We start from the raw sequence: 14,294 nt of genomic DNA on the forward strand, positions 1-14,294 counted from the left end.
GTGGCTGTCCTGTTCCTGTCGGTGGCGGGGCTTGCCAAATTCGTTTCAGTGGGAATAGTTTCAGTGAGAACGAAGTGAGGCGCGGCGCTGCCGCGCGGCACCCGACCACAGGGAGACGGCGATGACGGTCACGAGCGACGACACGGTCGAGGAGTTCCTCGGCCGGATCCGGGACGCCTGGGACGCGGGGGACGCGACCGGCTACGCGGCGCAGTTCGCGGAGGACGCCTCGTATGTGATCTTCATGGGGGACGCCCTGTTCGGGCGTGCCGCCATCGAGCGGACACACCGCGAGGTGTTCGCCCGGTGGCAGAAGGGCACGCGCATGGCGGTCAGGCCGGTCGACGTGCGGATGCCGGACGAGTCCACGGCGGTGGTGACCACCGTCGGCGGCATCGGCAAGCGCGGCCGGATCGGCTTCGACAAGTTCCAGACCTTCACGCTGCACCGCCGCGAGGGACTCTGGGAGTGCGTGGCGTTCCAGAACACGAGGATGAGCCGCCGGTCCCGGCGCGCCCACCGCTGAGGACGCCTCCGGCCGCGGGCGGTACCTCGGAGTTCTCAGGGTCACCTGCGGCCCGGAGGCGTGTACTCCTTGAGGTAGTGGGCGACGCGGGCGCAGTAGTCGCGGTACTTCGGGGGAACTCCGCCCGCGTCGTTCACCTTGCGGAACGAGGTCCGGTAGGCGGCGGCGATCAGAACGCGCCGGTCGCCGGGCAGGCCAGGGGCCAGGTTCGGGGCGATGAAGCACAGGTAGCGGCCCATCGCCGGGATGGAGACCCGGGCCGGGAACGGCGGCCGGGGGACCGTCGCCTCCGGCTGCCCGTCCGGGCGGATCCACCAGCGCAGCACGCGCGGCGTCCAGCGGGCGATGCCGTACTCGTCCTTGGCGGGATCGGACAGGTTGGGGTCGAAGTCGCTCTCCGCCTTCAGCATGGCGGCGACCAGCGCGGGGGTGACGTCCGCGCTGGGGCAGGCGTGCGCCGCGTCGACGATGAGGGGCCGGTAGGAGGGCGGTACGCCCTGGTCGGTACGGAGTTCGGGGGCGCCGTAGGTGGCGGGGGCGGCCGAGGTGCCGGGCAGCGCGGCGGAGGTCTCGGCGGGCGGCGGCTCGTGTGCCAGGGTGCCGATGCCGTAGCCGAGGGCGGCGACGGCGGCCGTGGCGAGCAGACCGCCGGTGAGCAGGCGGGTGCGGTGCCGGTGCCCGGCGGCGCGCGCGGGCAGCCGCAGCACGCGCGGCGGGCGTGCGGTGCCGGCCGCGGCGGTGACGCGGCGCAGCAGCGCCTCGGTGCCGATCCGGTCGGCGTGCGTCCGGGTCAGGCAGAGCGGCAGCAGCGCCCGCCAGGCGTCCGGGAGTCCGGGGGACAGACACAGGCCCGCCGTGCCGCGCGCGTAGGCGACGGCCGCGTCCCGGCGGGCGGTGGGGATACCGCCGGGCAGCGGGAACGCGCCGGTGAGGGTCAGATGGGCGAGGACGCCGAACGCCCAGACGTCGGCGGACGGGCGGATCCGCCGCCCGCGCTCCCCGATCTCGGACCACAGCAGCTCGGGCGGGGTGTAGTCGGAGGTGGAGAAGCCGGGGGAGTAGGCGTGGGTGCCCTCCAGCTCGGCGGCCATGTTGAAATCGGCCAGCCGCGCCGAACCGTCCCGCATCAGCAGTACGTTGGCCGGTTTCAGGTCACCGTGCACCCAGCCGGCCCGGTGCAACTGCGCCAGGCCCTCGCAGATCTGCGCGAGCAGCGCGGGGCCGTCGGCGGGCCGGGGACACGAGGCGAGCAGCGCGGCGAGCGAGCCCTCCGCCTTCTCCAGGACGAGGACGGTGGCGCCGTCCAGGGCGGGACATGCGGGATCGTCCACGGTCAGCGTCTCGTACATCCGGATCAGCCGGGGCCGGCGCAGTCGGCGGTGCAACGCCACCTCGCGGTCCACGAGTTCACGCAGATGAGTGAGGCGGCGCGGGGTGCCGGTGCCGGTCGGCAGGAACTTCAGGGCGGCGCTCTGCGGCAGCGGGCCGTGGCCGCCGCCGGTCCGCCGGGCCTCGTAGACGCTGCCGAAGGCGCCCGTCGCCAGGGGCCGCCGCACCTCCCAGACGCCCACCCGGTAGCCGCGCGGCACCGGCACGGCGTACGGCTCGGTCACCGCTCCACCGGGCCCGGGGCGGCCGGGAGCACCGTGCGGCCCGGCCCGGCGAGCACCACCAGGTCGTCCTCGCGCACCAGGTCGAAGCGGAGGGCGAGCGAGACCAGCGACTCCTTCTTGCCGTTGAGCCGCGGGCCGGACTCGGCGGTGTCCGGGCCGGGTTTGAGGCGCAGCTTCACGGCCAGGTAGTCGATGTTCCACTGCACCGAGGTGCGCGAGGCGGCCGGCCAGAGCGGGCGCAGCCGCTCCACGACCTGGTCGACGGTGGGCAGCGGCGCGTGCGGGTCGCCGCGCAGGCGCGGCTCGCACAGGGCGGCGAGCACCGCGAAGTAGCGCTTGGCGCGGTCCACGGAGAAGGCGGGCACGGTGGGTTCGCCGTCCGGGCCGCCCGCACCGTGCAGATAGTCGTGGCGCGGCGCCCACACCTCGATGGGCAGCAGATCACCGGCGGCGGGCAGCACGATCCGGGAGAACTCGAAGGGCACCGGCGCGTCCAGGCGGCCCGGCCCCACCTTGATGTGCTCGCCCGCGCCCTCGGGATTCTCCACGACGTAGGTCTGGCGGGCCGAGAGGTTGCTCAGTATCCAGAAGGCGCCGTGCGCGGTGATCCGTCCGGCCCGGCGGGAGACCCCGTCGTGCCCGATCACCAGGTCGTTGTCCGGGGCGGAGCGCCCGAAGGCCAGATGGTCGCCGGGCGCCAGCTGCAACTGGCCGCCGGTCCGCTCGTCCTCCGTGGTCGGCGGAGGTACCACGATGATGCTGTACAAGGTGCGTCTCCCCGTGCCTGACGGCTACGGATCCCAGACTAGGGCGACGCACCAGGGCCGTGCCCGCCCTCGTGAGGGTGAGACACGGCCCTGGGGGTGAATCGCGGGAACCGCTCGGTACGGCGGCCGGATCTCAGTAACGCGGGCGGTTGAACCACGCCTTGCCCTTGGAGCCGCCGACGAAGCAGGCGATCAGGATGGCGAGGACCAGGTGCACGATGCCCACCAGCGTGAACGGGTACAGGCCGAGCACCGCCGTGATGATGCCGAAGACCAGGATGGTGATCCGCACGCCGTTGCCGCCGGAGGTGAACTTGGTGGCCAGCACGGCCGCGAGCACACCCCAGACCACCGCGAAGACCACCAGCGCCCACAGCTTGCCGGTCGAGTAGTCGGCCAGCTGCTGGAAGGCGGAGTTGTCCTTGAGGCTGTCGTCCTTCTGGGCGGCGTTGATGGTCGCGGCCGAGACGGCGAACAGGCCCGCGCCGATCACCTGGAGACCGACGATCACCCACAGCATCACGCGGGCGGCGCTCACGTTGCCCGGCATGGTCAGGGGGGCGCCGCCGCCGTAGGGCTGCTGGCCCAGCGGCGGGGCCTGCGGGTAGCCGTAGCCGGGGGCCTGGCCCGGCTGCTGGGGCTGGCCGTATCCGGGCTGCTGCGGGGCGCCGTAGGGGTTGTTCGGGTCGCCGTAACTCATGGCGGTGGTTCCTCCGTGGATCAAGTGCGGGGACGACGCGCGGCACCGTACGGAGGAGAGTTCTACAGAAAGCGGTCCGTCCCCCCGATGAGCTGCCCGCGGCACTGTGCCGTCCATCGTTCTTGACCGAATGCTTACTTGTCCAGTCGTATCCGGCGGGTGTTGTGCAAGTGCAACATCACTGATCATGGACGCGACGGGCGGGCGGACGGCGGGGCGTGCGGATGCGAACGGCGCCGCCACCCGGTTCGGCACACCGGATTGGAACAGCGGGCGGGTCATCCGCGAGGATGGGGCCATGACCGCCCAGATTCTCGATGGCAAGGCCACCGCAGCCGCGATCAAGTCCGATCTGACCGCCCGGGTGGCGGCGCTGAAGGAGAAGGGCGTCACGCCCGGCCTCGGCACCATCCTGGTCGGGGACGACCCCGGCAGCCGCAAGTACGTCGCGGGCAAGCACCGCGACTGCGCCGAGGTCGGCATCTCCTCCCTCCAGCGCGAGCTGCCCGCCACCGCCTCCCAGGAGGAGATCGAGGCGGCCGTCCGCGAGCTGAACGAGGACCCGGCCTGCACCGGCTACATCGTCCAACTGCCGCTGCCCAAGGGCATCGACGAGAACCGCATCCTCGAACTGATGGATCCGGACAAGGACGCCGACGGGCTGCACCCGATGAACCTCGGCCGCCTCGTCCTCAACGAGCCCGCCCCGCTGCCCTGCACGCCCAACGGCGTGCTGACCCTGCTGCGCCGCCACGGCGTGGAGATCAAGGGCGCCGAGGTCGTGGTCGTCGGACGCGGGGTGACCATCGGCCGCCCGATGCCGCTGCTGCTCACCCGGCGCAGCGAGAACGCCACGGTCACCCAGTGCCACACCGGCACCCGCGACCTGTCCGCCCACCTCAAGCGGGCCGACATCATCGTGGCCGCGGCCGGTTCCCCGCACCTGATCCGTGCCGAGGACGTCAAGCCGGGCGCCGCCGTCCTCGACGTGGGCGTCTCCCGCAACGCCGAGGGCAAGATCGTCGGCGATGTCCACCCGGACGTCGCCGAGGTGGCCGGCTGGCTCTCCCCGAACCCCGGTGGTGTCGGCCCGATGACCCGGGCCCAGCTGCTGGTCAACGTGGTCGAGGCGGCGGAGCGCAGTGTCGGCTGAGGCGAGCGGCACCGTACGCGGCAGGCTGCGCCGGGCGGGCCGGGGGCGGACCGGCCAGAACGCGGACGGCACGGACGGCGGGCCCGGCGGGGCGGCCGGGAAGGGGCGCCGCCCGCGCGGCACGCGCCGCTTCCCGCTGTTCACCCGGGACACCGCGCGCCCCGAGGGCGGCGGCCGGGCCGCTCCCGGCGACGCCCCGGCGCCCGCCCGGCAGTGGCCGCTGCTGTCCGTCCTGATCACGGTCGGCGCCGGCCTGCTGGTGATCGCCCTGGACGCGTTCCGGGTGGGGCTGCTGCTGGTCGGCATCGGTCTGCTGGGCGGCGCCGTGCTGCGCTGGCTGCTGCCCCGGGTCGGCATGCTCGCCGTCCGCTCCCGCTTCACGGACATCGTCACTTACGGCGTGCTGGGCCTGGCCATCGTGCTGCTGGGGCTGATGGCCCAGCCCCAGCCGTGGCTGGAGATCCCGTTCCTCGACGACGTTCTGCACTACACCGTACGCAACCGCTGACGCGGTTCCTGCATCATCCTGAGTAGCGTGACGGCGGCCCATCCTCTCCCCCGAGTAAGGACGGGCCGCCGCCGGGATCAACCCTGCTCCACGGGGAACAGGCGTTCAACGCCTGTCTGTGCGCTGTGGCACGGAAGTGACCGTTCCGCTACGGTGTCCGCGCTTCGCCACAGCCATGTCCATGACCGGCGTGGGAACCGGCCGGTGCGCCGTCGTCGTCACTCGCCGCGAGGCGGGCCCCGTGGCCGCCGGGAGGTGAGGTGAGCGATGGGCGCCTGGCAGCCGTTGCCGGACGATCTGCCGCCGGAGGTACGGCATTTCGTGGAGCAACTGCGGCTGCTCAAGGACGGGACCGGGCTCAGCCTGGTCGCGCTCGGCGCGCGCACCGCGTACAGCAAGTCGTCCTGGCAGCGCTATCTCAACGCCACCCAGCCCCCGCCCCGGCAGGCGGTCGCCGCCCTGTGCCGGGTCGCGGGCCTGACCGGAGCGGACGCCGAACGGCACACCGTGCGCTGGGAGATGGCCGTCAAGGTGTGGCCCCGGACGGCACCGCTGGCCGCACCGCTGCCCGCGTCCGCGCCCGCGTCCGTGCCGGTCGCGGTCGCGGTGCCGCAGGGGCCGGACGCGCCGGACGCGCCGGACGGCGAGGTGCGCGAGGGCTACGAGGAGGTGCCCACCGTGCCGTGGTGGGACCGGCCCGAGGGGCTGGACGAGCGGCGGCGCGGCCGGCCCGGCGGGCGCCTGCTGCTGTACGCCGTCGCGCTGCTCGCCGCGCTGCTGGTGACCGCGGTCGTGGGCGCCGTCGCGCTGGGCTGAGCGGCGGTCGGAGCCGTCCGGGAACCGGGCTAGCGTGGACCATCAGCGCGTACGGCGGGGTGTCCGCGTCCTCCGCACGGGCACCGCACAGGCACCGTGCGGGGAAGAGCCGGTACGTACCGGGGAAAGAAGAGGGGGAGAGCAGCGATGCCTCGCTGGAAGGCCCTGCCCGAGGAACTGGACCCGCAGGTCAAGGAGTTCGCGGGTCAGCTGCGTCGGCTCGTGGACCGGAGCGGGCTGAGCGTCGCCGCGCTCGCCGACCGGACGGGCTACAGCAAGACGTCCTGGGAACGCTATCTGGGCGGGCGGCTGCTGGCGCCCAAGGGCGCGGTGATCGCCCTCGCCGAGGTGACCGGCACCGACCCGGTCCATCTCACCACCATGTGGGAGCTGGCCGAGCGCGCCTGGAGCCGCGCGGAACTGCGCCACGACCGCACCATGGAGGCCATCCGCGTCGCCCAGGCCCGCGTCGCCCTGGAGGAGGAGCCGCCCGGCACACCGGCGCCGGACGCGGGGGCCGGGCCCGGTCGCGGTTCCGGGAAGGGCACTTCGGGCGGCGGCGGCCCGCGAGGCGGCGCGCCCGGGGCCCGTGCGGGCAAGGGCACCACGGCCGAGTCGCCCGCCGTCAGGACCGCCACCGCCGCGACCAGGCTGCCCACGCCGGGCATCGCGGGCCCGGCGGGCGTGTCCCCCACCGTGCCGCCGCAGCCGACCGCGTCGGACGCGGACGCCCGCGAGGACGCGCGGAGCGGGGCACGGAAGGGGACCGGGGCGGGCGCGAAGAAGCCGAAGGACCAGAAGGAAGACAAGGGACAGAAGGAAGACAAGAGCCAGAAGGAAGACAAGAGCCAGAAGGAAGACAAGGGCCGGAAGGAAGAGAAGGACCGGAAGGAAGACAAGGGCCGGAAGGAAGAGAAGGACCGGAAGGAAGAGAAGGACCCGAAGGTCAACTCGTGGGGCCTGGCCGGGTACCGGGGTCCGGCGCCGATGGGCGTCCGTCCGGCCGGGGGCGCGGCGGCGGTGCCCGCCGCCGCGGGCGGCGCGAGCGGCCCCGTACGCCGCCCGGACAGCGCCACCCCCGGCAGCGGCACACCGGCCGTGGCCCCGCCGGGACTGCCAGGGCCGCCGGGACCGCCGGGCGCGGCCACGGGCCCGGCGGGTGCCGCGAACGCCGTACCGCCCGTGCCCGCCCCGCCCGCCCCGGCCTCCGGCGGCGGCTTCCGGCGCCAGCTGGCGATGTTCCTCGCGGGCATGCTCACGACGCTCGCGGTGATCGGCGGCGTCCTGTACTTCACGGGCGGCGACGGCGGGAAGAAGGCGGCGGGCGCGGCCCGTTCGCCCTCGCCGTCGGCCACCACCCGGCCGAGCCCGCCGCCCGGCGTGAAGTGCGTGGCCGACGGCTGCACCGGCAAGGACGCCCAGGCGATGGGGTGCAGCAGCGCCGGTCTGGGCACCACGGACCGCAGCGTCACCATCGGCGGCGCCCTCGTCGAGGTCCGCTACAGCAAGATCTGCGGCGCCGCCTGGGGCCGGGTCGTCCGGGCCGGGCAGGGCGACGAGATCCGGATCACGGTCGGCGCGCACACGGAGCGGGACACGGTCCCGGCCACGGGCGGCGGCATCGCGTACACGCCGATGGTGGCCGTCGCGGACGCCACCGGCGCGCGGGCGTGCGTGACGCTGTCGTCGGGGCAGAAGGGGTGCACGGAGTAGCGGGCACGCGGGGGCGGCGGCTCGGCGTGGCGCGGCTCGGCGCGGCTCGGCTCGGCTCGGTTCGTGAAGGAGCCGCACCGGTCCGGAGAAGAAACCGGGTGGGGTGCGCATGAGGCCCGCCGCCCGGGGCACGTGGACCGTACCCCCACGGGAGTCCGGTGCTCCGGTACCCCCATTCGGCGGCCGTTCTGTCTCTCCCTCTCCCGGACGGACGGCCGCCTCCCGTGTGTTCCCCGCGTGTTCCCCGCCGGTGACCGGCTCACTCTGTGGGACGGGCCACAGGGGGCCGGACATCCGGCATGCCGGATGCGCGATAGCCTGACCGCTGGATCTCTCTTGACGCCAAGAGATCGATCATCCGTACGCGTGATCGATCACCGTGGCGGACGTCCGGTCTCCGCGGCCGGTCGCGGGGATCCCGCACCCCGGGGCAGGGACGCCCCGACCGCCAGCTGTCTACGGAGAACGCCATGACCCGCACTCCCGTGAACGTCACCGTCACCGGCGCGGCCGGCCAGATCGGTTACGCCCTGCTCTTCCGTATCGCCTCCGGCCAGCTGCTCGGCGCGGACGTGCCGGTCAAGCTCCGCCTGCTGGAGATCACCCCGGCCCTCAAGGCCGCCGAGGGCACGGCCATGGAGCTGGACGACTGCGCGTTCCCGCTGCTCCAGGGCATCGACATCTCGGACGACCCGAACGTCGCCTTCGACGGCACCAACGTCGCCCTGCTCGTCGGCGCCCGCCCGCGCACCAAGGGCATGGAGCGCGGCGACCTGCTGGAGGCCAACGGCGGCATCTTCAAGCCGCAGGGCAAGGCCATCAACGACCACGCGGCGGACGACGTCAAGGTCCTGGTCGTCGGCAACCCGGCGAACACCAACGCGCTGATCGCCCAGGCCGCCGCCCCGGACGTACCGGCCGAGCGCTTCACCGCGATGACCCGCCTCGACCACAACCGCGCGCTGACCCAGCTCGCGAAGAAGACGGGCACCACGGTCGCCGACATCAAGCGCCTGACCATCTGGGGCAACCACTCCGCCACCCAGTACCCGGACATCTTCCACGCCACGGTCGCCGGCAAGAACGCCGCCGAGACCGTCAACGACGAGAAGTGGCTGGCCGAGGACTTCATCCCGACCGTCGCCAAGCGCGGCGCCGCCATCATCGAGGCCCGCGGCGCCTCGTCGGCCGCCTCCGCCGCCAACGCCGCCATCGACCACGTGCACACCTGGGTCAACGGCACCGCCGAGGGCGACTGGGTCTCCATGGGCATCCCCTCGGACGGCTCCTACGGCGTCCCGGAGGGCCTGATCTCGTCCTTCCCCGTCACCACCAAGGACGGCGCGTACGAGATCGTCCAGGGCCTGGAGATCAACGAGTTCTCCCGCGCCCGCATCGACGCCTCCGTGCAGGAGCTGGCGGAGGAGCGCGACGCGGTCCGCGCCCTCGGCCTCATCTGAGCCACCGCACCCGCGCACGGGCCCCGTTCCGGTTCGACCGGAGCGGGGCCCGCGTGCGTCCCCGGCGGACACGGTGTGGTTCGCGCCACTGCGGCGTCCTCTTGACTGTTCGCTTCCCCTGTGGCTCGCCCGCCCCCTATGCTGATGGTCCATCAGTGTCACGCGCAGTGATGACCGTTCACTCCTCGGGGGAGCCACGTGAACACCGTGTCCGTGCCGCCACAGCCGCATCCGGCGCCTCCTGACGCGCCCCCGCCCGTGCCGCCGCACGCCAGCGAGGCCACGCGGCTGCTGTGCGCGGGGACCTATCTGGACCCCGTCTACCGGGACCGCGTGATCGAGGAACTGCACCTCAACGAACAGCGCCTGGTGGCCCCTTCCCTCGGGTTCGACGCGGCCCGCGTCCTCGCGCACGCGCTGCGCGCCCGCCGTACGGAGGTCGGGTGGGCCGCCGGGATCGTGGGGCTGTGGATCGTCGGCTGGCCGCTGACCGGCGGGGTGATGGTGGTGTATCTGCTGCCCAGTCTGCTGCTCGCGATGGGCGTGGCCGCCCGCGGCGAGGACCCGAGCGCACCGGCGCAGCGCCGGGCCATGGCCGCCGCCCTGCGCTGGCTGGGCCGGCTGGTGTTCGCCCTCTTCCTGCTCGCCACCGTGGTCGCCGCCTTCTCCAGCGAGCGGGACACCTACGAGGCCACCGGCTTCAAGAGCTTCCTGCTGAGCCTGCTGCCCGCCCTGTCCCGGCTGGCCGGCGGCCACGACCGGGTGACGGCGCTCCAGGCGTGGCTCGCGCTGGTGCTGTTCCTGGCGGTCGCCGTGGCCGCGGGCGTCCAGCGCAGCCAGTTCGCCCGCGCGCTCGGCGGCGAACTGGCCCCGGACCGCTTCCCGGACGCCGCCTCCGACCCGGCGGAGCGCGCCGACGCCCCGCGCTTCCAGCGGCTGAAGGAACGCATCCGGCTCGAACAGCACGCCCCGCTCGTGATGTACCGCGAGTCCCGCCCGTTCTGCGGCGCGGGCCGGGCGTACGACACCTGGGTGCTCGCCGTCGAGATGCGCCCCGTCGAGGGCCGTACACCGCGCCCGCTGCGCAACCGCACGGTCCTGGACACCGTACGGCCGCTCCTGGAGGGACTGCGGCTGCCCCCGGAGTACGCGGGGCACACCGTGCGCGACCGGCTGCGCTGGCTGGAGCTGGACGAGTGCGTGTTCCTGCCCGCCGAGGGCCTGTCCCTGCGGCAGGACGCCCCCTACAGCCGGGAGGCGTTCGAGGAGCACCGGGACCGCGCCGTCGAGGAGGGCGCCGAGAAGCGGCGGCACTTCCTGCGGGTGCGGGTCGGCGGCTGGGAGGAGGAGCTGGTCGTCACCGTGTACATCCGGGTGCACACCCAGGGGCGCATGCTCATGCTGGAGATCGCCCCGCATGTGCTGATGCCGGTCCGCGAGGACTTCAAGGACGCCGACCGCACGGCCCACCGGTTCCGCGCCAACGGCTGGCTCGGCATGGCGACCTGGGCCGCCGGGCAGGTGCCCCTTTCGGTGACGAGTTCCTTCCTCACCCTGTGCCGGGCGGTGGGCCACGCCTGGCAGCTGCTCACCGGCGGCTACGCGGACGCCCTGCCCGACGGCCCGGCGCTGTCCGTACGGGAACTGGGCGCCGCCGACTCCGGATCGACCTTCCAGCAGATGGACGTCGACCGCTATCTGCGCAGCGTCCAGGACCGCATCGCCCACGGCGTCCGCACGGCCCTGTCCGAACACGGCTACCAGACCGGGGAGTTCGTGCAGAAGGTCGTCAACATCAGCAACGGCGGGGTGCACATCGACTCCGTCGCCCAGAGCACGTTCGCCATCGGCACGCACGCGCGGGCCGGATCCTCGGCGACCACCGGCGGTTTCGCGCCGCAGAAGGGAAACAGCCACGATGACCACGGCTGATGAGCCCGGCGTCCGCATCGGCGACGTCTCGCACAGCACGTTCGCCATCGGCAGCCACGCGCACGCCGAGAGCCACCGCACGGCGGCCCCGCGCGATGCGGCGGCGGAGGAACTGCTCGCCGCGGTCCGGGAGCTGCGGGCCGATCTGCAACGGGTCCGGGCGAGCGACCGGAGCCGGGACCTGGACGCGGCGCTGGCCGACACCGAGGACGAGATCACCCGTACCGGGAGCGCGGGCGAGAGCAGGCGGCAGCGGCTGCGCGAACTGCTCGCCGACGCCCAGTCGGTGCTGGCCGTCTTCGCCTCGGCCGGATCGGTGGCCGGACTGCTCGGCATGTGACCTGCCGGGCGGCCCGCCCGGACGGCAGACGCGGACGGGGGAAGGAGAACACGGTGGTGGTGCACGGGGGCGGCCGGTACTGGAACGAGGAGACCCAGCGCTGGGAGAACGGCAGGCGGGGCGCGCCCGTGGCGACATCGCTGCCGCCCGCCCGGCCCGGCCACGCACCGGACGTGCCGGCGCCGGGACCGGTCCGGGACCCGGACGCGCCCACCGGCCGGTGGACCGTGTCGGGACCGCCGTCCGCACCGGCCGTGCCCGGCGCCCACGGCCGCCGCAGGCTGTGGACGGCGGCGGCCGCGGCCGCCGGGACCGGCGTCGTCGCCCTGGTGGTGACGCTGAGCCTCGGCGGCGGGAGCGACGACGACAAGGCCGCGCCGGCCGTGGACATGTCCACCCCGGCCTCCTGGCCCGAGCCGTCGTGGTCCACGGACGCCTCCGGCGAGACGGGCACCGGCGGCCAGGAGCCGGATCCGGCCACGCAAGCGGCCACGGCCGAGCCCCCCGCCGGGTACGCCGTCCGGGACGACCCGGAGGGCTTCAGGATCGCCGTGCCCGCCGGCTGGGAACGCCACACGGTCGCTTCCCAGTTCGGCATCGACATCGTCAACTACAGCAGCGGCTCCGGCCACCGGCGGATCCAGGTCTACCAGGTGGCGGAGGACTCGCCCGACGCCTCCTTCACGCTCTACCTCTCCGACGCGGTACCCAAGCCCTCCGGCTTCCGGGCGCTGGCCCTGGACCACGTGCGGACGGACGGGGTGAGCGGCACGCGTCTGGAGTACGTCGCCGACTCGCTCAAGGGCCAGCCGGACATCGGCACCTGGCACGTCTACGACGAGCGGTTCGCGGCCGCCGACGGCAAGGTCTACGCCATCGCCTCCTACGGGCCCGACTCGGACAGCGGGGGCGGCGCGCTGGCCGCTCTCACCACGGCGCTGGGCTGGTTCTGCCCGCCGGGCGCGGTGTGCCCGGCGCCCACCGGCTGAGCCCCGCCGCCGCGCCCGCCCCGGTGGAGCCCGCCGCGCGTTTTGTGCCCGTAAGCGGCCAAGATCCGTGACACGCGGCACGTTCGCCCGCCGATCACGCATGGGAGCCGGGAGAAGAGGGCAGATGCCCCCGGCCCCGGGGGTGGCATCCGCGTCACCCCGGCGACGGTGAGGGAGCGGAAGGCAGTGCCGGACAAGCCGGTCGGACCGGACGAGACGGACGAGGAAGGACGAGGCGGTCAGCGCCCGGCGCATCCCGCCCGGCGCCCGGCACACCCCACCCTGCACATGGGCGGGGAGTGGCGCCAGGCGTACTCCGGCGCGACGCGCGACATCCTCGACCCCGCGGACGCGACCGTGTGCGCCGTGGTCGCCGAGGGCGGCGCCCAGGACGTGGACCTCGCCGTGGAGGCCGCCCGGCACGCCTTCGACGGCGGGGAGGGCGCCTGGCCGCGCACTCCGGTCGCCGCCCGCGCCGAACTGCTGCGCCGCGTCGCCGCTCTGCTGCTGCGCGACCGCGAGCGGTTCGCCCTGCTGGAGAGCCGGGACGCGGGCAAGACGCTGGAGGAGGGCCGGGTCGACGTGGACTGCGTCGCCGACGCCTTCCGCCACTTCGCCGACCTGGTCGCCGCCGAGGCGCCCGGCCGGGTCGTGGACGCGGGCTCGCCCGACATCCACAGCGTCGTCGGGCACGAGCCGGCCGGCGTCTGCGCGCTGATCACGTCCTGCGACTACCCGTTGCTCCAGGCCAGCTGGAAGATCGCCCCGGCGCTCGCCGCGGGCAACACCTTCGTGGTCAAGCCGAGCGAGCTGACCCCGCTGACGACCGTCGCGCTCGTCGAGCTGCTCGCCGAGGCGGGGCTGCCCGCCGGTGCGGCCAACCTCGTCACCGGGCCCGGCCGCACGGCCGGCGCCCGGCTCGCCGGGCATCCCGGGGTCGACCTGGTCTCGTTCACCGGCTGCCGGGCCGCGGGCACCGAGGTGGCCCGTGCCGCGGCGGCCACCGTGAAACGGGTCGTCCTCGGGCTGGGCGGCAAGAACCCCAATGTCGTCTTCGCCGACGCCTGCGCCACCGACGACGGTTTCGACACCGCCGTCGACCAGGCCCTCAACGCGGCCTTCGTGCACAGCGGCCAGGTCTGCTCGGCGGGCTCCCGGCTGATCGTCGAGGAGTCCTTGAAAGAACGTTTCGTCACCGAACTCGCCCAGCGGGCCCGGCACATCCGGCTGGGCCGCGGCACCGAGCCCGGCGTCGAGTGCGGCCCGCTCGTCTCCGAGGAGCGGCGCGCCCGTACGGAGGCGTACGTGGCCGCCGCGCTCGCCGAGGGCGCCGTGGCCCGCTGCGGCGGCAGACGCCCCGAGCCCGCCGCCTACCGGCCCGCCACCGGCTTCTACTACGAGCCGACCGTCCTCGACCGCTGCCACCGCCAGATGAAGGCCGTCCGCGAGGAGGTCTTCGGACCCGTCCTCACCGTGGAGACCTTCCGCACCGAACAGGAGGCGGTCGCGCTCGCCAACGACACCGAGTACGGCCTGGCCGGGGCGGTGTGGACCGCCGACGCGGGCCGCGCCCGCCGGGTGGCGGGCCGGCTGCGCCACGGCACGGTCTGGATCAACGACTTCCACCCCTGCCTGCCGCAGGCCGAGTGGGGCGGCTTCGGCAAGAGCGGCCTCGGCCGCGAACTCGGTCCCACCGGCCTGGCCGAGTACCGCGAGACCAAGCACACCTACCAGAACCTCGCCCCGGGGCCGGTCCGCTGGTTCGCGGGCTGACCCG

At 74.1% G+C, this 14,294-nt stretch carries 13 protein-coding genes; 10 read left to right on the forward strand and 3 right to left on the reverse strand.

The features are described from left to right. Window positions 1–121: 121 nt before the first annotated feature. On the forward strand, window positions 122–526 hold the full coding sequence (locus R4Z62_RS20615) for an SgcJ/EcaC family oxidoreductase (RefSeq protein WP_491520573.1): 405 nt from the start codon (window positions 122–124) through the stop codon (window positions 524–526). Window positions 527–567: 41 nt separating this feature from the next. Here the strand turns inward: R4Z62_RS20615 and R4Z62_RS20620 are convergent, their stop codons facing one another. The 3 genes from R4Z62_RS20620 to R4Z62_RS20630 all read right to left on the reverse strand — a co-directional run bounded on the left by R4Z62_RS20620 (window position 568) and on the right by R4Z62_RS20630 (window position 3,606). Next, on the reverse strand, window positions 568–2,139 hold the full coding sequence (locus R4Z62_RS20620; RefSeq protein ID WP_491520574.1) for a serine/threonine protein kinase: 1,572 nt from the start codon (window positions 2,137–2,139) through the stop codon (window positions 568–570). Next, window positions 2,136–2,906, reverse strand: coding sequence for an FHA domain-containing protein (locus R4Z62_RS20625; protein WP_491520575.1), 771 nt, complete (start codon window positions 2,904–2,906; stop codon window positions 2,136–2,138). Before R4Z62_RS20625 ends, R4Z62_RS20620 begins: the two co-directional genes overlap by 4 nt. A 133-nt stretch (window positions 2,907–3,039) precedes the next feature. Then, a complete protein-coding gene (locus R4Z62_RS20630; RefSeq protein WP_382844439.1) occupies window positions 3,040–3,606 on the reverse strand; it encodes a hypothetical protein in 567 nt (188 codons plus the stop codon). Between the two features lie 298 nt (window positions 3,607–3,904). Between R4Z62_RS20630 and R4Z62_RS20635 the strand changes: the two genes are divergently transcribed. From R4Z62_RS20635 to R4Z62_RS20675, 9 genes are all read left to right on the forward strand, one after another. Next, on the forward strand, window positions 3,905–4,759 hold the full coding sequence (locus R4Z62_RS20635) for a bifunctional methylenetetrahydrofolate dehydrogenase/methenyltetrahydrofolate cyclohydrolase (RefSeq protein WP_018564921.1): 855 nt from the start codon (window positions 3,905–3,907) through the stop codon (window positions 4,757–4,759). Beyond that, window positions 4,749–5,267 (forward strand): DUF3017 domain-containing protein, encoded by a 519-nt coding sequence (locus R4Z62_RS20640; protein ID WP_491520576.1) that lies wholly within the window; start codon window positions 4,749–4,751, stop codon window positions 5,265–5,267. Before R4Z62_RS20635 ends, R4Z62_RS20640 begins: the two co-directional genes overlap by 11 nt. Before the next feature lie 267 nt (window positions 5,268–5,534). After that, window positions 5,535–6,083, forward strand: a complete 549-nt coding sequence (locus R4Z62_RS20645) for a helix-turn-helix domain-containing protein (RefSeq protein WP_491520577.1) — start codon at window positions 5,535–5,537, stop codon at window positions 6,081–6,083. Between the two features lie 147 nt (window positions 6,084–6,230). Further along, window positions 6,231–7,796: a helix-turn-helix domain-containing protein gene (locus R4Z62_RS20650; protein WP_491520578.1), complete on the forward strand. Its 1,566-nt coding sequence runs from the start codon at window positions 6,231–6,233 to the stop codon at window positions 7,794–7,796. A gap of 470 nt (window positions 7,797–8,266) precedes the next feature. Beyond that, entirely contained in the window at window positions 8,267–9,256 is a 990-nt protein-coding gene (locus R4Z62_RS20655) for a malate dehydrogenase (RefSeq protein ID WP_491520579.1), read from the forward strand. Window positions 9,257–9,454: 198 nt separating this feature from the next. Further along, window positions 9,455–11,188: an AbeC-like domain-containing protein gene (locus R4Z62_RS20660; protein ID WP_491520580.1), complete on the forward strand. Its 1,734-nt coding sequence runs from the start codon at window positions 9,455–9,457 to the stop codon at window positions 11,186–11,188. Beyond that, window positions 11,175–11,528 carry a hypothetical protein gene (locus tag R4Z62_RS20665; protein ID WP_064534798.1) on the forward strand — a complete coding sequence of 118 codons (354 nt, stop codon included), beginning with the start codon at window positions 11,175–11,177 and terminating at the stop codon, window positions 11,526–11,528. Before R4Z62_RS20660 ends, R4Z62_RS20665 begins: the two co-directional genes overlap by 14 nt. Before the next feature lie 53 nt (window positions 11,529–11,581). Next, entirely contained in the window at window positions 11,582–12,517 is a 936-nt protein-coding gene (locus R4Z62_RS20670; RefSeq protein WP_491520581.1) for a serine/threonine kinase C-terminal domain-containing protein, read from the forward strand. A 288-nt stretch (window positions 12,518–12,805) separates the two neighbouring features. Then, on the forward strand, window positions 12,806–14,290 hold the full coding sequence (locus R4Z62_RS20675; RefSeq protein ID WP_382844515.1) for an aldehyde dehydrogenase family protein: 1,485 nt from the start codon (window positions 12,806–12,808) through the stop codon (window positions 14,288–14,290). Window positions 14,291–14,294: the final 4 nt, after the last annotated feature.

It is taken from the genome of Streptomyces sp. PL-25, from assembly GCF_058344915.1.

Coding starts and splice junctions, on each gene's coding strand:
- R4Z62_RS20615 (WP_491520573.1), top strand. CDS start 122: ATGACGGTCACGAGCGACGACACGGTCGAGGAGTTCCTCGGCCGGATC.
- R4Z62_RS20630 (WP_382844439.1), bottom strand. CDS start 3,606: ATGAGTTACGGCGACCCGAACAACCCCTACGGCGCCCCGCAGCAGCCC.
- R4Z62_RS20635 (WP_018564921.1), top strand. CDS start 3,905: ATGACCGCCCAGATTCTCGATGGCAAGGCCACCGCAGCCGCGATCAAG.
- R4Z62_RS20645 (WP_491520577.1), top strand. CDS start 5,535: ATGGGCGCCTGGCAGCCGTTGCCGGACGATCTGCCGCCGGAGGTACGG.
- R4Z62_RS20650 (WP_491520578.1), top strand. CDS start 6,231: ATGCCTCGCTGGAAGGCCCTGCCCGAGGAACTGGACCCGCAGGTCAAG.
- R4Z62_RS20655 (WP_491520579.1), top strand. CDS start 8,267: ATGACCCGCACTCCCGTGAACGTCACCGTCACCGGCGCGGCCGGCCAG.
- R4Z62_RS20665 (WP_064534798.1), top strand. CDS start 11,175: ATGACCACGGCTGATGAGCCCGGCGTCCGCATCGGCGACGTCTCGCAC.
- R4Z62_RS20675 (WP_382844515.1), top strand. CDS start 12,806: ATGGGCGGGGAGTGGCGCCAGGCGTACTCCGGCGCGACGCGCGACATC.